Source organism: Hymenobacter seoulensis (assembly GCF_054780535.1).
Genome location: NZ_BAAGWD010000001.1, coordinates 1,726,098 through 1,748,878 on the forward strand (window position 1 = coordinate 1,726,098; position 22,781 = coordinate 1,748,878).

General features: G+C 55.4%; 22 protein-coding genes. 17 read left to right on the forward strand and 5 right to left on the reverse strand.

The features are described 5' to 3' along the window. Positions 1–139 precede the first annotated feature (139 nt). Positions 140–1,135, reverse strand: coding sequence for a glycoside hydrolase family 43 protein (locus ACYVHC_RS07470; RefSeq protein WP_460613044.1), 996 nt, complete (start codon positions 1,133–1,135; stop codon positions 140–142). Between the two features lie 189 nt (positions 1,136–1,324). On the opposite strand from ACYVHC_RS07470, the gene pruA reads away from it, so the two are divergent. From pruA to ACYVHC_RS07530, 12 genes are all read left to right on the forward strand, one after another. Next, on the forward strand, positions 1,325–2,995 hold the full coding sequence (gene pruA, locus ACYVHC_RS07475; RefSeq protein WP_460613045.1) for an L-glutamate gamma-semialdehyde dehydrogenase: 1,671 nt from the start codon (positions 1,325–1,327) through the stop codon (positions 2,993–2,995). Between the two features lie 296 nt (positions 2,996–3,291). Further along, positions 3,292–3,684, forward strand: a complete 393-nt coding sequence (locus tag ACYVHC_RS07480; protein ID WP_460613046.1) for an NADH-quinone oxidoreductase subunit A — start codon at positions 3,292–3,294, stop codon at positions 3,682–3,684. A gap of 70 nt (positions 3,685–3,754) precedes the next feature. Continuing rightward, positions 3,755–4,309 (forward strand): NADH-quinone oxidoreductase subunit B, encoded by a 555-nt coding sequence (locus ACYVHC_RS07485; RefSeq protein ID WP_460613047.1) that lies wholly within the window; start codon positions 3,755–3,757, stop codon positions 4,307–4,309. 78 nt (positions 4,310–4,387) lie between these two features. Next, positions 4,388–4,951, forward strand: coding sequence for an NADH-quinone oxidoreductase subunit C (locus ACYVHC_RS07490; protein WP_460613048.1), 564 nt, complete (start codon positions 4,388–4,390; stop codon positions 4,949–4,951). Positions 4,952–4,969: 18 nt separating this feature from the next. Continuing rightward, on the forward strand, positions 4,970–6,238 hold the full coding sequence (locus ACYVHC_RS07495) for an NADH-quinone oxidoreductase subunit D (protein ID WP_460613049.1): 1,269 nt from the start codon (positions 4,970–4,972) through the stop codon (positions 6,236–6,238). Positions 6,239–6,260: 22 nt separating this feature from the next. After that, positions 6,261–6,830 carry an NADH-quinone oxidoreductase subunit NuoE family protein gene (locus tag ACYVHC_RS07500; protein WP_460613050.1) on the forward strand — a complete coding sequence of 190 codons (570 nt, stop codon included), beginning with the start codon at positions 6,261–6,263 and terminating at the stop codon, positions 6,828–6,830. 20 nt (positions 6,831–6,850) lie between these two features. Next, entirely contained in the window at positions 6,851–8,191 is a 1,341-nt protein-coding gene (nuoF, locus tag ACYVHC_RS07505) for a complex I 51 kDa subunit family protein (protein WP_460613051.1), read from the forward strand. A gap of 44 nt (positions 8,192–8,235) precedes the next feature. Further along, complete coding sequence (locus tag ACYVHC_RS07510) at positions 8,236–9,237, forward strand: NADH-quinone oxidoreductase subunit G (protein WP_460613052.1); 1,002 nt, start codon at positions 8,236–8,238, stop codon at positions 9,235–9,237. A gap of 95 nt (positions 9,238–9,332) precedes the next feature. Continuing rightward, on the forward strand, positions 9,333–10,409 hold the full coding sequence (nuoH, locus tag ACYVHC_RS07515) for an NADH-quinone oxidoreductase subunit NuoH (protein ID WP_460613137.1): 1,077 nt from the start codon (positions 9,333–9,335) through the stop codon (positions 10,407–10,409). A 62-nt stretch (positions 10,410–10,471) separates the two neighbouring features. After that, the gene (locus ACYVHC_RS07520; RefSeq protein WP_460613053.1) at positions 10,472–11,047 is read left to right on the forward strand and encodes a NuoI/complex I 23 kDa subunit family protein; all 576 of its coding nucleotides are present in this window, start codon (positions 10,472–10,474) and stop codon (positions 11,045–11,047) included. Positions 11,048–11,144: 97 nt separating this feature from the next. Continuing rightward, entirely contained in the window at positions 11,145–11,657 is a 513-nt protein-coding gene (locus tag ACYVHC_RS07525; RefSeq protein ID WP_460613054.1) for an NADH-quinone oxidoreductase subunit J family protein, read from the forward strand. Positions 11,658–11,959: 302 nt separating this feature from the next. After that, entirely contained in the window at positions 11,960–13,621 is a 1,662-nt protein-coding gene (locus ACYVHC_RS07530) for a serine hydrolase domain-containing protein (RefSeq protein ID WP_460613138.1), read from the forward strand. 79 nt (positions 13,622–13,700) lie between these two features. Here ACYVHC_RS07530 and ACYVHC_RS07535 read toward each other — a convergent pair whose 3' ends face one another. The 3 genes from ACYVHC_RS07535 to ACYVHC_RS07545 form a co-directional block, all read right to left on the reverse strand. After that, positions 13,701–14,078, reverse strand: a complete 378-nt coding sequence (locus tag ACYVHC_RS07535; protein ID WP_460613055.1) for a hypothetical protein — start codon at positions 14,076–14,078, stop codon at positions 13,701–13,703. A 79-nt stretch (positions 14,079–14,157) separates the two neighbouring features. Further along, entirely contained in the window at positions 14,158–14,760 is a 603-nt protein-coding gene (locus tag ACYVHC_RS07540; protein WP_460613056.1) for an RNA polymerase sigma factor, read from the reverse strand. Positions 14,761–14,960: 200 nt separating this feature from the next. Then, positions 14,961–15,422 (reverse strand): MaoC family dehydratase, encoded by a 462-nt coding sequence (locus tag ACYVHC_RS07545; protein ID WP_460613057.1) that lies wholly within the window; start codon positions 15,420–15,422, stop codon positions 14,961–14,963. A gap of 275 nt (positions 15,423–15,697) precedes the next feature. On the opposite strand from ACYVHC_RS07545, the gene nuoK reads away from it, so the two are divergent. From nuoK to ACYVHC_RS07570, 5 genes are all read left to right on the forward strand, one after another. Next, positions 15,698–16,030: an NADH-quinone oxidoreductase subunit NuoK gene (nuoK, locus tag ACYVHC_RS07550; RefSeq protein ID WP_460613058.1), complete on the forward strand. Its 333-nt coding sequence runs from the start codon at positions 15,698–15,700 to the stop codon at positions 16,028–16,030. Between the two features lie 95 nt (positions 16,031–16,125). Continuing rightward, positions 16,126–18,075, forward strand: a complete 1,950-nt coding sequence (nuoL, locus tag ACYVHC_RS07555) for an NADH-quinone oxidoreductase subunit L (protein WP_460613059.1) — start codon at positions 16,126–16,128, stop codon at positions 18,073–18,075. Between the two features lie 4 nt (positions 18,076–18,079). After that, positions 18,080–18,349, forward strand: coding sequence for a superinfection immunity protein (locus tag ACYVHC_RS07560; protein WP_460613060.1), 270 nt, complete (start codon positions 18,080–18,082; stop codon positions 18,347–18,349). After that, positions 18,349–19,836 (forward strand): complex I subunit 4 family protein, encoded by a 1,488-nt coding sequence (locus ACYVHC_RS07565; RefSeq protein WP_460613061.1) that lies wholly within the window; start codon positions 18,349–18,351, stop codon positions 19,834–19,836. The genes ACYVHC_RS07560 and ACYVHC_RS07565 overlap by 1 nt, the downstream gene beginning before the upstream one ends. Before the next feature lie 45 nt (positions 19,837–19,881). Continuing rightward, the gene (locus ACYVHC_RS07570) at positions 19,882–21,288 is read left to right on the forward strand and encodes an NADH-quinone oxidoreductase subunit N (protein ID WP_460613062.1); all 1,407 of its coding nucleotides are present in this window, start codon (positions 19,882–19,884) and stop codon (positions 21,286–21,288) included. Positions 21,289–21,359: 71 nt separating this feature from the next. Here ACYVHC_RS07570 and ACYVHC_RS07575 read toward each other — a convergent pair whose 3' ends face one another. After that, positions 21,360–22,679 (reverse strand): OmpA family protein, encoded by a 1,320-nt coding sequence (locus tag ACYVHC_RS07575; protein WP_460613063.1) that lies wholly within the window; start codon positions 22,677–22,679, stop codon positions 21,360–21,362. Between the last annotated feature and the right edge of the window lie 102 nt (positions 22,680–22,781).

Below are 22,781 nucleotides of genomic sequence, written 5' to 3' on the forward strand. Positions count from 1 at the left end.
GCAAATTATATTTTTCTTAACTATTACGATGCAAAGTATAATATAATATCATAATAATCTAAATATTATTTCTACCGATAGTCTTACTAATCGCCTTCTTCATCCTCTCCTCTAACCTGACATAGCATATTTGCTATTCCTACACACTAGGTGCCTCCTGCTCCTGATACGATGGAGAGCCGCCCGTAATTAGCCGCGGCCAACCGTCCACGTATTCCAGCCGGTCAAGGAGCATTACGCGGCGGGAAAAGCCTTGCTCATCATCAATTGCATGGAAAGTGGGTTGCTTCGGGTCGATAGCATGATAGGCCAGCCAATCGTGCCCGGCGGCGTCAGTCACTACACAGTTGTGCCCCGGAGCAAGCCAGTGCTCGTTGCCTTCCAGCAGCGTACGGTATGGGTCGTGAGTGGCTTCGGCTAGCGTTTCAAAGGGGCCTGTGGCTGCGCGCGACCTAGCAACAAGCACGGCATAATGCGCATCAGGGCCGCAGCAGTTATTGCCGGAATAGAACAGGTAGTACCAGCCGTTGCGCAGTACTACCCAGCTGCCTTCCAGCAATTGGTCGTAGCGGCGCGGGTCACCGGCGCCGGCGGGTTGCAGCAGTACTATTTCCTGGCTGCCCGCAGCAAAGGAAAGCCGGTCTTCGGCCAGCTCCCGCACGCGCAGCGGCCCGAAGCCCGAGCCCCAGTACAAAAGGCGCTTGCCGGTTGCGGGGTCGTCGAAAGACATGGGGTCGATTTCTCGAAACCCCCGACCACACTTGAGCGGCGCGCCAATATCCCGAAACGGGCCAGCAGGAGTTGCAGCAGTGGCTACGGCCAGGCACAAACCAGCCCCAGAGTCAGGTTTGGCTGAATAATAGAGGTAGTAAATGCCATTGTGCTCGCTCACGTGCGGCGCCCAGAACTTTTGCGTGGTTAGGGCCCACAGCGGTTTTGCTGGTAAGCCTTCGCCCAAGTGCTCCCACTCAATCAGGTTAGAGGAGCGGGCTACCTGCAGATTGATGATGTAGCTGTTAGGATGCTTGGTTTGGGTACCGTAGGCATAGTAATATCCGTCCGAAGCCCGGATAATGGTAGGGTCCGGAAAGTCAAAATCCCAGATGGGGTTGCGGTACGTAGCAGCGTCAGACATCGGCAGACCAGGCAAAAAGGAACGAGAAGCATTCTGCTAAGCTAAACGGATTTCGGGGAGCGAGGATGTCCTAGGCCACCATACGCGCTCAACCCACTTAGATTTTGGTTAGCAAGCATCTATTTCCGTTCACTGGCTACCTTTGCCACTACCCTCCACCATCCACGCAACCCAAAACCAGCAACCCCCATGGCCAACGGATTTTTCAACGTTCCTGTCCCGATTAACGAGCCGGTTAAGGCATACGCTCCTAACTCGCCGGAGCGCACTGAGCTACTCAAGATGCTCAAAGAGCTAAAGCAACAGGAGCGCGACATACCGATGCACATTGGCGGCCAGGAAGTACGCACCGGCAAAACCCAGCGCATTTTCCCGCCCCACGACCATAAGCATACCCTAGGCTACTTCCATGAAGGCGACGCCTCGCACGTGCAGCAAGCTATTGACGCCGCCCTGGCCGCCCGTACCGAATGGGCCGAACTGCCCTGGGAGCAGCGCGCCGCCATTTTCCTGAAAGCCGCCGAGCTGTTGGCTGGCCCCTACCGGGCCCGCCTGAATGCAGCCACCATGCTGGGTCAGAGCAAAAACGCCTTCCAGGCAGAAATCGACGCGGCTTGCGAGCTGATCGACTTTTTCCGCTTCAACGTGCACTTCATGCAGGAGCTCTACCGCCAGCAGCCCCAGAGCCAGCCCGGCATGTGGAACCGCTTGGAGCACCGCCCCCTCGAAGGCTTCGTGTTTGCTCTCACGCCTTTCAACTTCACCTCCATTGCCGGCAACTTGCCTACCTCGGCCGCGCTGATGGGCAATGTGGTGGTATGGAAGCCCGCCAACACCCAGATTTACTCGGCGCAGGTGCTGATGGAACTGTTCAAGGAAGCCGGTGTGCCCGATGGTGTTATTAACCTAGTGTATGTAGACGGCCCGACGGCAGGTGATGTTATCTTCTCGCACCCTGCCTTTGCGGGTATCCACTTCACGGGTTCTACGGGTGTGTTCCAGAACATCTGGCAGACGATTGGCCAGAATATTAAGCGCTACAAGAGCTACCCCCGCATTGTGGGTGAAACCGGCGGCAAGGACTTTATTCTGGCTCACCCTTCGGCGCACGCCAAAGCAGTAGCTACGGCCATTACCCGCGGCGCTTTTGAGTACCAGGGCCAGAAGTGCTCGGCGGCTTCGCGCGTGTACCTGCCTAGCAACCTGGCTACCGAAATCCTGGGCTATGTGAAGGAAGACCTCGCCTCGTTTAAAATGGGCGATGTAGAGGACTTCTCGAACTTCATCAACGCCGTTATCAGCGAAGCTTCGTTCGATAAGCTGGCCAAGTATATTGATGGGGCCAAGGCCGACAGCAATGCCGAAATTGTGGCGGGCGGTGGCTACGATAAGTCAAAGGGCTACTTCATTGAGCCCACGGTTATCGTGACCAAAGACCCCAAGTACACCACCATGTGCGACGAGCTCTTCGGCCCCGTGGTTACGGTATATGTGTACGACGAAGCCGAGTTTGAGCAGACCTTAGAGGTAGTAGACACCACGTCGCCGTACGCCCTCACCGGCGCTATCTTCTCGCAAGACCGCTACGCCATTGATCTAGCCTCGAAGAAGCTGGTGCAAGCGGCTGGCAACTTCTACATCAACGACAAGCCAACTGGTGCTGTAGTAGGCCAGCAGCCCTTCGGTGGGGCCCGCGCTTCCGGTACCAACGACAAGGCTGGCTCTTTGCTGAACCTGCTCCGTTGGGTGTCACCGCGCGCCATCAAGGAAACCTTTGTACCCGTAACGGATTACCGCTACCCCTTCCTGGGCGTGGAAACCGGCGAAAACCTGAACGTAACCGGCCAGGGCGGTTTCTAATCTAGCCAGACCTAGTAAACAAGAAGCCATTGCAGGAAACTGCAATGGCTTCTTGTTTACTGGCGCCACTAAGCCGCGGGCTTTAGGCTGAGGCTGGGCCTAGTAGACAAGAATCAATATCTCACCAAGAACATATTGGCTTTGTGTCGGATTGTACTTGTACGATATGGCACATCGGCTCCCCATCCTAGTTGCGTTGCCAGGCATGCAGCCAGATTTCACGTTTGTTCCGCCCGCATTTCGTGGTACCTTTGCCTTCCATGCCGTTTCTGAGCGGCCTTACTTTGTAGACGCCTATGCTTCTCGCTGTTACAACCCAGTACCAACCTTCTGACTTCCTGCCGATTATCGTGCAGTTTGTGCTTGCCATAGCTTTCGTGGCTTTCTCCATGATTGCGTCCCACTTGCTGGGGCCGCGCCGCAAGAGCGTAGTAAAAGACGAAGCTTTCGAGTGCGGCATCGAATCGGTGGGCAACGCCCGCACCCCTATTTCGGTGAAGTACTTTCTCACGGCCATCTTGTTTGTACTCTTCGACGTGGAAGTAATCTTTATGTATCCCTGGGCTGTGAACTTCCGCGCCCTGGGTAAAGAAGGCTTCTATGAAATGATTGTATTTCTGGCGCTGCTGATGGCTGGTTTCGCTTACGTCATCAAAAAAGGCGTGTTGCGCTGGAATGAGGCCCGCTAGGGCAACCTTTGAGCCCAGGCGTGTGTTGCCTGTATGAAGCATTTCGCTTCTCCCAAACTGACTGATCCTCATGGAAAATAGAGCTCCTGAAATCAAAATGGTAGACGCCCCCGAGGGCATGGAAGGCGCGGGCTTCTTCGCTACCTCCCTGGAGAAAGTTGTGGGCATCGCCCGCGCTAACTCCCTCTGGCCACTACCATTCGCTACCTCTTGCTGCGGCATCGAGTTCATGGCTACCATGGGCGCCCGCTACGATATTTCCCGCTTCGGCTCCGAGCGCCCCAGCTTCTCGCCCCGGCAGGCTGACCTGCTGATGGTGATGGGTACCATTGCTAAGAAAATGGCTCCTATCGTGAAGCAGGTGTACGAGCAGATGGCCGAGCCCCGCTGGGTGCTGGCCATGGGCGCCTGCGCCTCTTCGGGTGGTATCTTCGATACCTATTCCGTGCTGCAGGGCATCGACCGGATTATCCCGGTTGACGTGTACGTGCCCGGCTGCCCGCCTCGCCCAGAGCAGGTGCTGGATGGGTTGATGCGCATCCAAGACCTAGCCCGCAACGAATCGACGCGCCGCCGTAACTCACCCGAGTATCAGGCTTTGCTAGCGTCTTATAACATTAAGTAAGCAGCTAGTAGTGGGAGGTAAGAACCTATTACTTGCCTCCCGCTACTAGTTCCTGTCTTCAAGCTTCTCATAGAAAGAATGGCTGACCAAAACGAATCCCCGGCGGCACAGGAAGCGGCAGCTGTCCAGGACCCGGCCGCGCAGAAAAACGCCCAATTGCTGGCCTTGCTGCACCGCTTGTTTGGCGAGGACGCTTTTACTGAGGTAGAAGAACCGTATGGCCTACTAACGGCGACTACCACGCGGGAGCGGATTCACGATATCATTGCCGGTCTGCAGCAGGACCAGGAGTTGCAGCTCAACTTCCTGACCACCATGTGCGGCATGCATTGGCCTGAGAAGAAGGACCAAGAGCTAGGCATGGTATATCACCTGCATAGCCTGACCCAAAATATCCGGTTGCGGCTGAAGATCTTCTTCCCCATTGCCGACCCGGTAGTACCAACTATGACGGACCTCTACGCTACTGCCAACTGGATGGAGCGTGAGGCCTTTGACTTCTACGGCATCATTTTCCCCGGCCACCCCAACCTCATGCGCATCCTCAATGTGGATGACATGGACTACCACCCCATGCGCAAAGAGTACGCCCTGGAAGATGGCACCCGTGAAGATAAAACTGACCTTTTCTTCGGCCGCTAGGCCCCTGGTACCCATATCATGGCAGTAAACGACACGCTGGAAGGCACCCATAAAATAATTGAAGAAGCCCGCGAGCAGCAGGCCCGGATCAATCCGTTGGCGCCTACTGTAAACGACTTCAACCAGGAACTCACCACCCTGAACCTGGGCCCCACTCACCCCGCTACCCACGGCATCTTCCAGAACATTCTGCAGATGGACGGGGAGCGGATCATTTCGGGGGTGCCCACTATTGGCTACATCCACCGCGCTTTCGAAAAGATTGCGGAGCGCCGGCCCTTCTACCAGATTACGCCTCTCACCGACCGGATGAACTACTGTTCGTCGCCCATCAACAACATGGGCTGGCACATGACGGTAGAGAAGCTGCTTGGTGTAGAGGTTCCGAAGCGTGCGCAGTACATCCGGGTTATCCTGATGGAGCTGGCTCGCATCACCGACCACTTGATCTGTAACGGTATCCTAGGCGTAGATACCGGCGCTTTCACCGGCTTCCTCTACCTGATGGATGAGCGGGAAAAGGTGTATGAAATTTACGAGGAAGTTAGCGGTGCTCGCCTGACCACCAACATGGGCCGGGTAGGCGGCATGGAGCGCGACTTCAACGACGTGGCTATTGCAAAGCTGCGCGCTTGGTTGAAGACCTTCCCGGCCGTTATGGCTGAGTTTGAGAAGATGTTCAACCGCAACCGCATCTTCATGGACCGCGTGGTTGATGTAGGCGCTATTTCAGCGGAACGAGCGCTGAACTACGGCTTCACGGGTCCGAACTTGCGGGCTGCTGGCGTCGACTACGACGTGCGAGTGATGAACCCGTATTCCAGCTATCAGGATTTCGAATTTGAAATTCCGGTGGGTACCAAGGGCGACACGTATGACCGGTTTATGGTGCGCAACGAGGAAATCTGGCAAAGTCTGCGCATCATCACGCAGGCCCTGGAAAACCTGCCCGAAGGCCCTTACCACGCCGATGCGCCGCACTACTACCTGCCGCCCAAGCAGGCCGTGTATAAGAACATGGAAGCGCTCATCTATCACTTCAAAATTGTGATGGGTGAAATTGAAGCGCCGGTTGGTGAAGTCTACCACTCGGTAGAAGGTGGCAATGGTGAGTTGGGCTTCTACCTGGTTTCTGACGGTGGCCGCACGCCGTACCGCTTGCATTTCCGCCGACCTTGCTTCATTTACTACCAGGCCTACACCGAGATGGTAGTGGGCCAAACCCTCTCCGACGCCATCGTGACCTTGTCTTCGATGAACGTAATTGCCGGCGAGCTGGACGCGTAGTTTTTTGCTGAATTTGACCCCTATGGAGACGACTGCCGTCAAGCCGCAATTTTCCGAAGCCGCGCAGGCTGAAATCAAGCGTCTGCTTACCCACTACCCCGACGACCGCCGCAAATCGGCGCTACTGCCGGTGCTGCATATTGCCCAGGCCGAGTTTGGTGGCTGGGTAAGTCCTGAAGTACAGGACCTAGTAGCCGAGGTGCTAGGTATCAAGCCAATTGAAGTGTACGAGGTTTCGTCCTTCTATACCATGTTCAACCTCAAGCCGGTAGGCAAGCACGTGTTGGAGATCTGCCGCACGGGTCCTTGCATGCTGCGCGGCTCCGATGAACTGACGGCTCACTTGGAGCGCATTACCGGTGCTAAAGTAGGCGGTCCGGCTTCAGCTGATGGCTTGTTTACCTTGAAGGAGGTAGAGTGCCTAGCGGCTTGCGGCTTTGCTCCCATTGTGCAGGTACGCGAGAAGTATTACGAGCAGCTCGATACTCCGGAAGCTGTGGATGCCATGCTCTCTGAGCTGCGCAACCAAGTGCACCGCCCCGCCCTGCCCTGGGAAGAAACTGGCCTCCCGAACGCGCTGGCCAACAACTAACGTCTTTCAGCTCTGAACCTATGGGACGCAAACTGCTGACCGAACATATTAACGTTGAAGGCATCGACACCTTTGAGGTATACCGCAAACATGGCGGGTACCGCTCGGTAGAGAAGGCCATCAAAACGATGACCCCCGACGAGGTGGTGGAAGAAGTAAAGAAGTCGGGGCTACGCGGCCGCGGCGGTGCTGGCTTCCCTACTGGCATGAAGTGGAGCTTCCTGGCCAAGCCTGAAGGAGTGCCGCGTTACCTCGTCTGCAACGCCGACGAATCAGAGCCGGGCACTTTTAAGGACCGTCAGCTGATGTCGAAGCTGCCGCACTTGCTCATTGAGGGTATGATTACGAGCTCGTACGCCCTAGGCGCTAACACCTCGTATATCTACATCCGCGGCGAGCTATTGTACGTGCTGCGCATTCTGGAGAAAGCTATTGCTGAGGCATACGCGGCAGGGTTTCTTGGTAAAAACATCCTAGGCTCGGGCTACGACCTGGACCTGCATGTGCACCCTGGTGGTGGCGCTTACATCTGCGGCGAGGAAACGGCGCTACTGGAGTCTTTGGAAGGCAAACGCGGCAACCCGCGCAACAAACCACCGTTCCCGGCTGTGCAAGGTTTGTACGCTCGTCCTACGGTAGTAAACAACGTGGAGTCGATTGCCGCCGTGCCGGTTATCGTAAACGAAGGTGGCGACGAGTACGCCAAAATTGGCGTGGGCCGGAGCACCGGTACCAAGCTAATTTCTGCTTGCGGCCACCTCAACAAGCCCGGCATTTATGAAATCGAGCTCGGCCTGCCCGTTGAGGAATTTATCTACTCCGATGAGTACTGCGGCGGTATTTGGAAAGGCCGCGACCTAAAGGCTGTAGTGGCTGGTGGTTCCTCGGTTCCGATTCTGCCCAAGGAGTTGATTCTGAAAACAGCAGCCGGTGAAAACCGTCTGATGACCTATGAGTCGCTCTCGGACGGTGGTTTCATTACGGGTACTATGCTCGGCTCGGGCGGCTTCATTGCCATGGACGAGACGACTTGCATCGTGCGCAACACGTGGAACTTCAGCCGTTTCTACCACCACGAGTCGTGCGGGCAATGCTCGCCTTGCCGCGAGGGAACAGGCTGGATGGAGAAAGTGCTACACCGCCTCGAACACGGCCACGGGCACATGGAAGACATCGACCTACTGGTGAGTGTGGCCAAGCAAATTGAGGGCAACACCATTTGCCCACTGGGCGAAGCGGCCGCCTGGCCGGTTGCAGCTGCGGTGCGCCACTTCCGTCACGAGTTTGAGTGGCACGTGACTCACGCGAAAGAGGCTGCTCAGCCCGGTGCCGTGTACCGCGCAAATGCAGTACTGGTTTAATTTCTAGTAATTGACTTTCTCTTCCTCTCCGGAAGCTCTTGATAATGGCTAAAATAACCTTTGATGGCATTGAGGTTGAAGTTCCGGACGGAACCACCATCCTCAATGCAGCCCGCCAGATTGGGGGTAGCATTGTGCCCCCAGCCATGTGCTACTACACCCCACTGAAAGGCTCAGGCGGTAAGTGCCGCGCCTGCCTCGTGCGGGTAGCGGCTGGTTCAGCCAAGGACCCCCGTCCGATGCCTAAACTCGTGGCCTCTTGCGTGACGCCGGTACAAGATGGGATGGTAGTAGAAAACACCACCTCTGAGCAAGTGCTGAACGTGCGCAAGGGCATTGTAGAAATGCTACTCATTAACCACCCTCTGGACTGCCCCGTGTGCGACCAGGCTGGTGAGTGTGACCTGCAGAACTTTGCTTTCGAGCACGGCGTGTCTACGACTCGCTACCAAGAAGAGCGCCGCACCTTCGAGAAAATTGATATCGGCCCACTCATCCAGCTGCACATGACGCGCTGCATCTTGTGCTACCGCTGTGTGTACACTGCTGATCAGATTGCTAAGGGTGACCGGGTACACGGTGTACTAGGCCGCGGCGATGCTGCTGAAATCGGCACCTACATCGAAAACATCATCGACAACGATTTCTCTGGCAACGTTATCGACGTGTGCCCAGTAGGGGCCTTAACCGATAAGACGTTCCGCTTTAAGCAGCGTGTGTGGTTCACCAAGCCGGTGAACGCGCATCGCGACTGCCCTAAGTGCTCAGGCAATGTAGTGCTCTGGTACAAAGGCCAGGAAGTACTCCGCACCACGGCCCGTAAGGACCAGTACGGTGAGGTAAAGGAGTGGATCTGCAACGAGTGCCGCTTTGAAAAGAAAGAGACGTCGGACTGGACCATTGAAGGCCCTGCGCACATCGACCGTTCTTCGGTAATTTCGGCCAACCACTACGAGCTGCCTGTCCTGAATCAGTCGGTTATTGCTGACCTGCCTGAAAGCACCCAGCGCGACCTAGAAAAGAATCCTCCTCTGAAATTAGGGTAATCCGTTGCCAGTTGTGAGTTGCCGATTGCCCATTTTGGCAAGGCTAGCACTTCAGATAACTGGCAATTGGCAACTGACAACTCATAACTGAAATGATTGAACTACCCGCATTAGGCTGGCAATCCATTGTCATCTTCGTTGTATTTGCGCTTTCGCTGCTGATTGCAACCTACTGCACCTACGCTGAGCGCGTTATTGCGGCCTTCTTGCAAGACCGCGTAGGTCCGGACCGCGCTGGTCCCTATGGCCTAGCTCAGCCTCTGGCCGATGCCGTTAAAATGTTCACCAAGGAAGAGTTCTTCCCTGGCGGAGCAAATAAGGCCCTGTTCGTTTTTGGGCCCTGCTTGGCCATGATTACGGCGCTGATGTCGTCAGCGGTAATTCCGTTTGGCAATAATGTGAGCTTTGGTGAAAACGCCTTCTTCCTGCAGGGCATCGAGGTGAACATTGGGATGCTGTGGATTTTTGGCGTGGTTTCGCTAGGAGTCTATGGCGTAATGATTGGCGGCTGGGCCTCCAATAACAAGTTCTCCCTACTAGGTGCCGTACGAGCCGCTTCCCAGAACATTAGCTACGAGTTGGCCATGGGCATGTCGCTTATTGCTGTGCTCATGATTTCAGGCACGCTAAGCCTGCGCGAAATCACACTGCAGCAGTCCATTGCTGGTGAGTGGCACTTTTGGAATATTGTGAAACAGCCCTTGGGCTTCATCATCTTCCTGGTGTGTGCCTTCGCTGAAACCAACCGTACGCCCTTCGACTTGCCCGAGTGCGAAACAGAGCTGGTTGGTGGCTACCACACGGAATACTCTTCGATGAAGCTGGGTCTTTACCTGTTCTCGGAGTACGTGAACATCTTCGTGGTATCGGCCGTGATGAGCGTACTGTATTTTGGGGGCTTTAACTTCCCCTTCCAATATGAACTGCGTGACTGGTTGGTAAGCAACCAAGACTGGACGCTCGCCGGAGCTCAAAACTTGATTACGGTGCTGGGTACAGTGGGTCTGTTTGCGAAAATCTTCGCCTTTATTTTCTTCTTCATGTGGATTCGCTGGACCTTGCCCCGCTTCCGCTATGATCAACTGATGCGCCTAGGCTGGACCATTCTGATTCCGCTAGCCGTAATCAACATCCTCATCACCGGCGGGCTCATCCTGTTCGGGGTGATTTAGTAACTTTTCCACTACCTCGTCACGGCTTCTCACCTAGAGAGCGTGGCACTCGGTCTGACGATATGCAACTCACCAATAGAGCCAAGAAACTAGAAAAGAAGCCCATGACTTTGGCCGAGCGGGCCTACCTGCCGGCTATTTTCCAGGGCTTGAGCATTACCATGCGCCACTTCTTCATGAAGAAGGCCACGGTACGTTACCCCGAGGAGGTTCGCCCCTTCTCCCCCATCTTCCGAGGCCTGCACGTGCTGAAGCGCGATGAGCAGGGCCGGGAGCGGTGCACCGCCTGTGGCCTCTGCGCTGTAGCCTGCCCCGCAGAAGCCATTACGATGGTAGCCGGCGAGCGGAAAAAGGGCGAGGAAGGCCTCTACCGGGAAGAGAAGTATGCTATCAGCTACGAGATCAACATGTTGCGCTGCATTTTCTGCGGCCTGTGTGAAGAAGCTTGCCCGAAAGCAGCCGTGTACCTGCAGGCCGATAAAATGGCGCCGCCACGTTACGAGCGGGACGAGTTTATCTATGGCAAAGACCGCTTGGTTGAGCCGGTTTCGCCAGATGAACGCTCCGTACGCGGTATTCAGCTTACGCCGGAGCAGGCTGATGCGCTGCGCAACAAAATAACCAGCCAGCTGGCATAGGTAGTAGCGCGAGCCTAACCGTTCGTGCCCTGCCCGCGCTACCTCTCTTCACCGTCTTGACCTTTGCGAGCTAGGTGTTCGCGCTACTGCTTTTCTAATGTCTCCAATTTTCCTCTTTCTGGCTTTTGTAGCGCTGCTTAGCGCACTAGGTGTGGTTTTTGCCAAAAACCCAGTGCACAGCGTGCTGTTCCTGATCCTGACGTTCTTCGCGTTATCAGGTCACTATCTGCTACTGAATGCCCAGTTCCTGGCGGCCGTGAACATTATCGTGTACGCTGGTGCCATCATGGTGCTATTCTTATTCGTGATTATGTTCTTGAACCTGAACGTGGACACGGAGCCGCATAAGCCCGCTTTAGCTAAAATTGCCGCCGCTGTTGCGGGCGGGTCGTTGCTGTTGGTATTGGTGGCTGCCCTGAAAGATGTGCAACCTACTGGCGCTACGCTTGATGCGTCCTTTAACTCCCAAATTGGCATGGTCGACCGGTTGGGCCTAGTACTATATCAGCAGTACTTGCTTCCTTTTGAATTGGCTTCAGTGCTATTTCTGGTAGCTATGGTTGGAGCCGTAATGTTAGGGAAGCGCGAAACCGGAGAGCGGAACTTCTAGTCAAGCATTTCATTTGCTAAGCCAGCGCGGCCTCTGAACAATTCAGAGGCCGCGCTGGCTTTTAATATTGTTAGAAAAATCAAATTTATTCCCGTATCAAGCTAGCGTAACTCTGCCTCTAATCTTATAAAATTGTGAGTCTGCCACGAGACTGCAGCAGCTGCATTTAGCTGTTATAGAGGCACTTTTATGAAGTTGGATTTGTGAAGAAGTTACTAGCCCTCCTTTTGGGCTTGCTTGCTATACCGGCCTGGGCCCAAACAGGGGTAGCGTCGCCGGAAACTGTTCCGCTAGACGCGGTAGTGCAAAAGTTTATGAGTCGCTGGAAGATTCCTGGCGCATCCGTGGCCATCAGCCGGCAAGGGAAACTGGTGTATGCCCGCGGGTTTGGGTATTCGGACCTTGAACACACCCAGCCCATGACACCTGCGACCCTAGTAAGGGTGGCCAGTGTATCGAAGCCAGTGACGTCGATTGCCATTATGAAGCTGGTAGAGGACGGTCGCCTTGATCTGCAGCACAAGGTTTTCGGGTCGGCAGGCTACCTTGATGGAGCGTACTATAGCGACGTTATCCAGGACGAGCGTCTCTATGATGTAACCGTGCGACAACTGCTGGAGCATACCGGCGGCTGGAACCGTGACGCCGGCGTGGATGGCTTCAGCAGCTCGGACCCTATTGATTTTCCCTTGCATGTGGCGCAGGTAATGGGCGTCCCTAACCCAGTCGGCGACTCAACCCTGGTGCGCTATCTATTAAGCAAGGGGCTGAATTTTACACCGGGCACTCGCTTTGCGTACTCCAACATTGGGTATTTGGTGCTCGGTAAAATCATTGAGAAGATAACCGGCCAGCGGTACGAAGCGTGGGTGCGTGCAAATATTCTGGAGCCTAGTGGCGTGCGTGAAGCGCACATGGCGCACAATCTGCTCGAAGACAAGCAGGAAAACGAAGCGGAATATTACTCCCCCCTGACGAACGAATCGTGCTACGGCACGGGCAAGCGGGTGCCCTACGCATATGGCGGCGCAAACCTAGAGGCCATGAACGCTCACGGCGGGTGGCTTTTCACGGCCCGAGACCTAGTACGCTTGTTGTTGGCTGTGGATGGCTCCCCGACCCGCCCCGACTTATTGCTGCGTGCTACCCTAGATACCATGACGGCCCCCTCCGACGTTATGAAGCGGTACGCAAAGGGTTGGATGGTAAATAAGCGTGGCGTGTGGTGGCATACAGGATGCCTCAATGGGTCAGCAAGCCTAGTAGCTCGCAATGCCGATGGCTACACCTGGGCCATCCTGATAAATTCCTTCCCGAGCAACAACCGCTTTTGGAAAGACTTAGAGGACTTGGGCTGGGACTGCATTAATAGTACCAACAGCTGGCCTAGCTACGACCTGTTCCCGCCCGAGCAAAATGCCTCTGAGTTGCGCCTAGCTCAGGCTTCGCCGAATACAGCCACCTTGGCCTGGGCCAATGGCAATGGTACGCACCGGCTGCTGGTAGTGCGCGAAAGTGGGCCGGTAAATGCGTTTCCGCTGGAAGGACGCAGCTATGCTGGCGGCCGCATACTAGGCCAAGGTGCCACCTTAGGCCACGGCAACTTTGTAGTAACCGCTGGCCCCGATAGCCTCGTACGGCTCAACGGACTTCAGCCGGGCCATATCTACTATGCCCGCGTGATGGAATACCGGATGCAAGAAAACGACAAAATGGCGCCGGTGTATATATTTGATGGCAACCCAACACTCCGCTTCCAGATGCCTGCGGCGGCTCCGTTGGCCCAAGCAAAAGCACCAACGGTTTCTCGCCGGGGGCTAGCTAGTAAAGGGCGTGCTAAAGGCAAGAAACAAGCGGTGCCGGCCGTTCAGCCCAAGCGTACTGCCCCAGCTGAACATGCCGGAACGCCTTCCTATCTGGTGCGCTTACGAACTTTGCTCACCGGACACACTAGTACGAACTAGCCTACTGAACGCAACGAAGCCCGTAGTATCTACCCACGGGCTTCGTTGCGTTTAGTAGTGGGGCTTGCCCCGCAAGGTATTAGGGCATTGGAGCAGTCTGCGTGTCTTCGGCGGGCTGGCGGCGCAACCAGGCGGGGCCACAGCTGGCGCGCATCTTTTGCCGGAATTTCTCTTGTTCCTCGGGAGTCAGGTGGGCCATGCGCGACTCCATTTTCTGCCGCCACGCCCGGCGGTGACGGGCCCAGCCCCCTGCCCGCCCACCTCGGAAGCCTCCAAACAGAATGCGGGAAAGCACTAGCAGCCCCAAGGTTTGCCAAAACGTGATGTAAGGCCCATTAAACAGGGAGGGAATCAGCCAGTTCCAGAGGCTCATGGTCACGAAGCCAGCCACAGCAACCAGTAGCGCTCCGAAGAGCAGGAATTTGAGGCCGCGAAGCAGCCAGGAAGAGCGGTTCATTTTAGTAGGGAATTTAGTAGTCCAAGCGCAGGCACGGGCAGTTGCAGCAACGTAATGCCTCATGCGGAAGCGGGTGTGCTTAATCGGTAAACAGCTCCGTGTACAGCGTCTGGAGGCGTTTGCGCAGGTGCTGTACGGCGTAGTGCTTGCGCGAAATCAGGGTTTTGAGTGGCACGCCCGTTTCGGCTTCCATCTCGCGGAAGCTTTTGTCTTCCAACTCGTGCCAGATAAATACCTGCCGTTGGGCAGCAGGTAGCTCGGCCAGCGCATCCGTTAGGGCTTCCATAAGGGTTTCGCGCAACAGCCGGTTTTCGGGTGCATCATCTGGCGCGGGCAGAATATCAGCCAGCAACAGCGTGCTTTCTTCCTCGTCGAGCCCCCGGGCTAGTTCTTCTTCCAAAGAAGTAGGGCGTTTGCGACGGTAGAGGTCGGTGATTTTGTTGCGTGCCACCCGGAACAGCCATGCGGCGGCCTGCTCCACAGGCTTCAGCATGCGGTAGCTTTCTACTAGCTCGGCAAATACATCCTGCAGTACATCCTCGGCTTCGGCTTCATCCGGAATACGGCGGCGGATAAAGGCCAGCAGCCGGGTGCGTTGGGTGCGCACGGCTTCCTGTATCTGCAGGTCCTGGTGGCCGGCCGTCATGCGTGAGGCGTCGAGTGGTAGGGCGATGGTATCCATTCTGCCCTGAAAGACGCGGGCAACCGGAAAATACTTTATTCCAAACGAAAATAATTTAACCTGCTCCGCTCCCACTCGTTTACTACCCCTTCTATACTCAGCAACCCTCCTTCTAACCAAAAAACGCTGGCAAAAAAAGGGGGTTGCTGAGTATAGAAGGGGTAGTAAAATGGCGGGAAACTTTGCCCGGTACTGCTAGCCTAGTTGAAGTGATATAGGAAGGTAATGATGCCCGTGTACGCTGGCTTACGGCTGCCAATAACTTCCAGCGTTACCTCAATCCGGGCTTTGGCAATGCCGCGCAAATCTTTTACAGAAAGCAGCTTGGCCCGCAACTGCACTTGGCTATCCACTACCACGGCCTGATTAAAACGCAGGCTTTCCACTTCATAATTCACCTGCATCTTCAGGTTCTCAATCGTCACGATTTGCGTCCAGAGATAGGGTAGCAACGATACGGTGAGGTAGCCGTGGGCAATGGTGGCCCCAAACGGCGACTCCACACGGGCTCGCTCCGCATCCAGATGGATCCACTGAAAATCGAGGGTAGCGGCCGCAAACTGGTTAATTTGCTCCTGCGTGATGGTATGCGGATTTGATACGCCTAACTCATGGCCTTCATAGCGCTGAAGCTCGGCTAGGCTGCTAATGGTAATGCTCATTTAAGTGCAGTTGGTGGTGAATAGAACGAAGGTAATGCGTTGGATCAATCCAGCCTCTGGCTTTTCACCTGGGCACATGCGCAGGAGGCGGTTTGGCACGCGTGGTGGCAGGCCGGAGGCTTCACCCTGGCTGGCACCTAGCAGATAAGCTGATTTGGCGCGTAGCTACGCCAATTTTAAGGGTGGCGTTTTCCGATTTTCAGGATACCTTTGCCGGCTAGTTGTCCCTACCTCATCCGTAAAACGGGACGTCCTTTCGCCGTCAGCCTTACTGCATGGATCAGAACATACCGCAGGTTATCCAAACGGTACCTCTACAATACTACGTCTTCTTCGCCACGGCTCTTTTTTCGATTGGCGTGCTGGGGGTGCTCACAAGGCGTAATGCCATCATCATATTTATGTGCATAGAGCTGATGCTCAATGCCGTAAACGTGCTGCTGACGGCCTTTTCGGCGTATCGCGCTGACCCAAACGGACAGATTTTCGTGTTCTTCATCATGGCCGTGGCCGCCGCCGAAGTGGCAGTGGGCTTGGCTATCATCGTGATGATTTACCGCAACCTCCAGAATACCGACGTCAATCTGCTTAACCGACTGAAGTTCTGAGTTAGGATTCTGGAGCCGAAGACTTCAGGCCGGGCACGCGGTTTACGCTGTTTGCCTACCTAGTCAGCCGCCCCAGGAGCCCAAGCCCCCAACCTATGCAAGAACAAGTAATCCCCGCTGCCGGCGCTCCGTACCCGCTCTTCCTGTACGTGCTGATTCCGCTGTTGCCGTTCCTGGGCTTTCTCATCAACGGGCTCTTGAACCGGCGCCTTTCCGGTACGGTGGCAGGCGTTATCAGCTCAGCGGCTGTGTTAGGCTCGTTCCTGATTTCGGCTACCCTGTTTGCTACCTTCCAGTACCCTTACACCGTCACGCTGTTTGAGTGGATTCGGGTAGGTACCATGCATATCCCCTTCTCCTACCAAATCGACCAGCTCAGCCTGATTATGCTGCTGCTCGTTACGGGCGTCGGGTTCCTGATTCACGTGTACAGCATTGGCTACATGCACCACGATGAAAATGTGGGCAAGTTTTTCAGCTTCCTGAACCTGTTTGTGTTCAGCATGCTGGTGCTGGTGCTGGGCGCCAACTTCGTGATTTTGTTCATAGGCTGGGAAGGCGTAGGCCTCTGCTCTTACCTGCTCATTGGCTTCTGGAATAAGAACACCAGCTACAACAACGCCGCCAAGAAAGCCTTCATTATCAACCGTGTAGGTGACCTGGGTTTTCTGCTCGGCATCTTCCTGATTTACCTCACCTTTGGTTCGGTACAGTTTGGCGAGGTGTTTCAGAAGGCAGCACTAGGCCAGTTTGGCGACTACACGGCAAGCATCGTCACGGTGATTACGCTGCTGCTATTCGTGGGCGCTACCGGCAAATCGGCCCAGCTGCCGCTGTATACCTGGCTACCCGACGCAATGGCCGGTCCTACCCCCGTTTCGGCCCTGATTCACGCGGCTACCATGGTGACGGCGGGTATCTATATGATCATTCGCGCGAACGTACTATTCACGCTCGCCCCAGATACGCTTGAGGTTATTGCCATCATCGGCGGCGCTACCGCGCTATTTGCCGCTACCATCGGCCTGGCCCAGAACGACATCAAAAAGGTGCTGGCTTACTCCACCGTTTCGCAGCTCGGCTACATGTTCCTGGCTCTGGGCGTAATGGGTTACAGTACGTCCCTGTTCCACGTCCTAACGCACGCCTTCTTCAAGGCCCTGATGTTCCTGGGCGCCGGCTCCGTGATTCATGCCATGAGCAATGAGCAGGATATGCGCCGCATGGGCGGTTTGCGCAAATCGTTGCCCATCACGTTTATCACCTTTCTGGTGGGCTGCTTGGCTATTGCGGGCATTCCGCCTTTCTCGGGCTTCTTCTCTAAAGATGAAATTCTGCTGCACGTCTATCAGCACAGCAAAGTGTTGTATGCAGTAGGCCTGTTTACCGCTTTCCTGACGGCGTTTTATATGTTCCGTCTGCTGTTCCTGACCTTCTTCGGCGAGTTCCGCGGCACCGCAGAGCAGAAGCACCACCTGCACGAGTCGCCCGCTTCCATGACGCTGCCGCTTATCGTGCTAGCTATATTGGCAGCTGTAGGTGGTTTCATGAACGCACCACTGTTCCTGGGCAAAGGCTACCTAGCCGATTACCTCGCGCCACTCTTCACTTATTCGCAGCGCATCAACCCGGAAGCCTTCGGCGCTGAGGTTGACCATGCCACGGAGTACATGCTCATCGGCCTTTCAGTTGGGGCTGGCGTGCTGGGTATTATTCTAGCCTACGTGCAGTATGTAAGCCGCGGCGTACGCCCAGCTGAAGATGAAGCCCAGCGCTCGGCTCCCGAGAATTTGGTGTACCACAAATACTACATTGACGAGCTGTACAATGCCCTGTTCGTTCGCCCCATCATGGGCCTTTCGCGCGGCCTCTACCGCTTCGTGGAAAACGGCATCATCGACCCCATTGTGAATGGCTTAGGCCGCATTATCATGGGTGGCGGGCAATTACTTCGCTACGTGCAAACCGGCTCCGTGGAAACGTACCTCATCCTGATGGTAGTGGGCATTGTGCTGGTGCTGGCACTGAACTTTGTGAAGTTTTAAGCATATGCTTGGCATTTTGCTTTTAGCGGACACCTTGGAATTCGGCTTCTCTCCGGTCGGAATCTTCCTCCTTTTGGCTGGCTACTTCATGCCCTCCATTTTCGGCCGCGAACAGCAGAATGCAGGCACCATATTTCTTTTAAATCTGCTTTTGGGCTGGACTATCATCGGATGGTTTGCTGCTCTTCAACTTGCGCTGAAACTGTCGCCTGCTGATAAGGAAGCGGTTGCTTCCTTCCGGTGCAGACGTCATTGGAATAACCTGATTAGCTAATGCTGACTGTCCTTCTCCTACTCTGGCCCGTGGCGGCCGCCCTGCTGCTGCACTTCTTTAAAGGTCGTGCGGCCCGGGTCGCGGCGTTTGGCGCGGCGCTGGTTGAATTTGCCATCGCGCTTTACGCCGCTGGTTTCTCTGGTGCCAGTTTGGCCTTCGGTAATGCCGCTGCGGCTCAGTTTGAAGCCAACTACCCCTGGATTGCCTCCGCAGGCATCAACTTCCATGTAGGTATGGATGGCCTCAGCCTGCTGTTGGTGCTGCTCACTACCTTCCTGGTTCCGATTATCCTGCTGGCTGCCTTCCGCCGCAATTTTGAGAACGAAAGTGTTTTCTATGCGCTGGTGCTGTTTATGGAAACCGGCCTGATTGGCGTATTCACGGCGCAGGATGCCTTCCTATTCTACTTTATGTGGGAAGTAGCACTGATTCCGATTTACTTCCTGGCAGGTGTTTGGGGCGGCGAGAACCGCGCCAAGGTCACGTTCAAGTTTTTCCTTTACACTATTGTCGGCTCGCTATTTATGCTAGCGGGCTTTGTGTACCTCTACTTCCAGACGGGCCCGGCCGCGAACGGCTTATCAGCTCACAACTCGGAGCTGGCTTCCTTTTACAGCCTGAATCTGCCCGCCGAAACGCAGCTGTGGCTGTTCTGGCTGATTTTCGCGGCCTTCGCCGTGAAGATGCCCATCTTCCCGTTCCATACCTGGCAGCCCGATACCTACACTGAGGCTCCGGCTCCGGCTACCATGCTGCTTTCGGGCATTATGCTGAAAATGGGTATCTACGGCTGTATGCGCTGGTTGATTCCGGTGCTGCCCTTAGGCACTGATTACTGGCAAAATCTGGTGCTGATTCTGGCAGTTATCGGCATCATCTACGGAGCTATCATTGCGATTCGGCAGCAGGACGTGAAGCGGCTTATTGCCTATTCTTCGCTTTCGCACGTGGGTCTGATGATTGCCGGGGTGTTCTCTCTGACGCAACTAGGCATGCAGGGTGCCAGCATTCAGATGCTGGCGCACGGTGTCAACGTGGTGGGCATGTTCTTCATTGCCGATGCCATTGAGCGCCGTACCGGCACCCGCAACATTGCCGACCTGGGTGGCCTCACCCGCCAGGCGCCAGTCCTGACGGTGTGTTTCCTGGTGCTGCTACTGGGCACAGTGGCCTTGCCGCTCACCAATGGCTTTGTAGGCGAGTTCCTGCTGCTAGCCGGAGTGTACCAATACAACGCCTGGATGGGAGCGGTAGCTGGTGTTACCATCATTCTGGGAGCCGTGTACTTGCTGCGCATGTTCCAGCGCGTTATGCTAGGTCCAGACTCGGCTCATACCGCTACATTCACCGACCTCAGTGGCGCGGAGCTGGCCCTTCTGGTCCCGCTCATCCTGTTGGTATTCTGGATTGGCTTGTTCCCTAATACTTTCCTGCACCTATCGGAAGGTAGTGTGATGCAGATTCTGAACGAGGTAGTAAAACGCTAAACTGACGGCAGCCCGCGGCTCCGGCCCCGGCTACCTCCTACGCTAATGAATTCAATCATTCTGCTTTCCGTTCTTGGCCTCGGTAACCTCTTCTTAGGTTTCCGCCGCTCCAACCGGCTTCTGCTGCCTGCGGCCATGCTCATGCTGGCGGTGGTGTTCGGCGTTAACTTCCTGGATTGGGGCACGTCGCAGTCGTACTTCAACGACATGCTGCTTATTGACAACTTCTCGGTGGCTTTCACTGGTATCGTTGTCCTGACGGCCCTCTTGCTGATTCCTTTCTCGCAGCATTACGTGCGCGATGGAGAAGCAAATCTGGCGGAGTATTATTCACTGCTCTTGTTCTCGCTGGTAGGCGCTATCATGATGGTAGCCTATAACCACCTGTTGATGCTGTTTCTGGGCATCGAGACGCTAAGTATTGCCATGTACGTGCTGGCGGGTTCTGATAAGCGAAACCTACGCTCCAACGAAGCCGCCCTGAAGTACTTCCTGATGGGGGCCTTTGCGACCGGCATCCTGCTCTTCGGCATGGCACTGGTATATGGTGCTACCGGCACGTTTGTGCTCCGCGACATCAGCTTTGCGGTGCAAAACCCATCTAACGCCTCCCTAACGCCCATGCTGTACATCGGCATGCTGATGATGCTAATTGGTATTGGCTTTAAGGTTTCGGCCGCTCCGTTCCACTTCTGGACGCCGGATGTGTACGAGGGCACCCCCACCTTCTTCACTGCTTTCATGAGCACCGTGGTGAAAACCGCTGGCTTTGCGGCTTTCCTGAAACTGCTGGTGCAGGCTTTCCCCGCGGCTTCGGCCCAGGGGGTGTGGCTGCCTACGCTTACGGCTATGTGTGTGCTTACTTTGCTCATCGGAAACGTGGGGGCGGTTGCACAAACCAGCCTCAAACGCATGCTGGCATACTCCAGCGTATCGCACGCGGGCTACTTGCTCATCGGGCTGGTAGCGTTCAATGGGCAACTGGAAGGGGCCTCAGCTAACGGCATTTTCTTTTATTCCTTGGCATATTCTATTGCCACTGTAGCCGCTTTTGGGGTGCTTAAACTAGTAGCTGATTCCCGTTCGCGGGAAGATTATAACGGACTTACTGGCTTGGCAAAAACGAACCCGCTTCTGGCCTTCGTCCTGACGGTAGCTATGCTTTCTTTGGCCGGTATTCCGCTCACGGGTGGCTTTTTCGGTAAGTTCTTTGTCTTCTCGGCAGCGGTGGAGAATGGCTACATTGGGTTGGTGGTGTTTGCGGTAGTGATGTCAATGGTGAGCATCTACTACTACCTGCGCCCCATCATCGCCATGTATATGCGCAACCCCGATGTAACGACTGCCACTCCAGTTCCGGTAACCACGTTTCAGTCGGCGGCCTTGCTCCTGCTTGCGTTGCTGACGGTCGTGTTGGGCGTACTTCCGGGACTAGTAGCTGGAATTTTATAGCCTAGTATTTCTGGCATCATTAAACAAGGAGAGCGGCCCATTGGGCCGCTCTCCTTGTTTAATGATGCCTTTTATTTCTGCAGCACCCGAATGCTGATGCGGCGGTTGAGGGCGCGGCCTTCGGGGGTGGTGTTGGGCGTAACGAAGTACTTGCCGCCATAGCCTTTGGCCTGCATGCGGTTTATGTCGACGCCGAGGGTAGCAAGTACCAGCATGGCAGTCTTGGCCCGGTCTTCACTGAGTTGAAAGTTTTTGAGGGAATTGCCAGTGCTATCGGTGTAGCCGCCAATTTTGATAATGGAGTTCGGAAACGTTTTCAGGACGCTGGCCACGTTGCGCAGCTGCTGAAACGATTCATCGGTGAGGGTCGTCTGGCCGGTTTCGAAATACACCCGGTCGAAGTTGATCCAGCCTTTGGTGCGGTTTACGGAATCAACTTCTATGGTTGGGTCAGAAAGGAAGGTATAGAGGCGGTTTTCCGTTGAGGTAGCGCCTACTTTCTGCGTGGTACCATCGGCGAGGCGCAGGATGATTGGCTGGCCGGTGTCGTAGATGTAGTTACCGGAAGTGGCATCGTAGCGCCCTCCCGATTCACCATCCGGTACGGCGGCCGTGGTAGGTGCAGCCTGCACCGTAGTCGCTAGGCCTGCTTTGGCATCCATACTGAAAAAGCTGCCCTGCCCAAAGAAATACCCCAGCCCGACGGCTGTGAGCAGCAGTAAGCCTCCTTGCCACACCAGCCCGTTGCTTTTCGCCGCTACCGCAGGGGTAACAGGCGTATAGGTTCGGCCCGCACCGGCCGCCGCCCAGGCCCCGGCAGCAGAATCAGAAGTTCCCACGCCCAGCGCTACTTCCGGCAATACCACAGAGCCCGCCGTTGCTGCTGTGGGCGCACTACCAGCCAACAGGAAGTGCCGTATGGTATCTTCTTCCTGCTGTAGCCAACGGGCCAATGCCATAGCATCGAAGCCATGTTCCTGGCTGTACTCGCCGGCGATGCCCAGGGCCACAACGGTGGTTAAGCTCAGCAAATAATGCCCCGTTGCTTCCCTGATACCGGCTGCCGAGGCCACACGCAGGCCCGTGAAGTGATAGGACTCGCCCAGTAGCCCATGCATGATGGTATCGCCGCGCGCTATCCAGTCAGTGTGGCTAGCCCCAAATATTGTTTCTAATACGTTGGCGCCGTAGGCTTCGCGGCTGAGGCGCCATATAGCTTCTGGACCGTCGGGGCCGTTGGAGCGGCCAGCCAGCGCACGAACCACTAGGGGAACCAGTTGCGTCAGGCCCTTGCCAATGGCAGTGAGGCTTTCCTGCGTGTCAAGCGCAAGGCGAGCCAGCACATCTTCCGTAAAGAAGGCATGAGATGAATGTACTTGTGTTTGTTTCATAAGTATAGCTTTCCCTGTCTAACCAACATATTGTAAAGTATAATTTTTTATTTGAATTATTACGTAAAATACACGCGTACACAAAAAAGCCTTTCTCTAGCT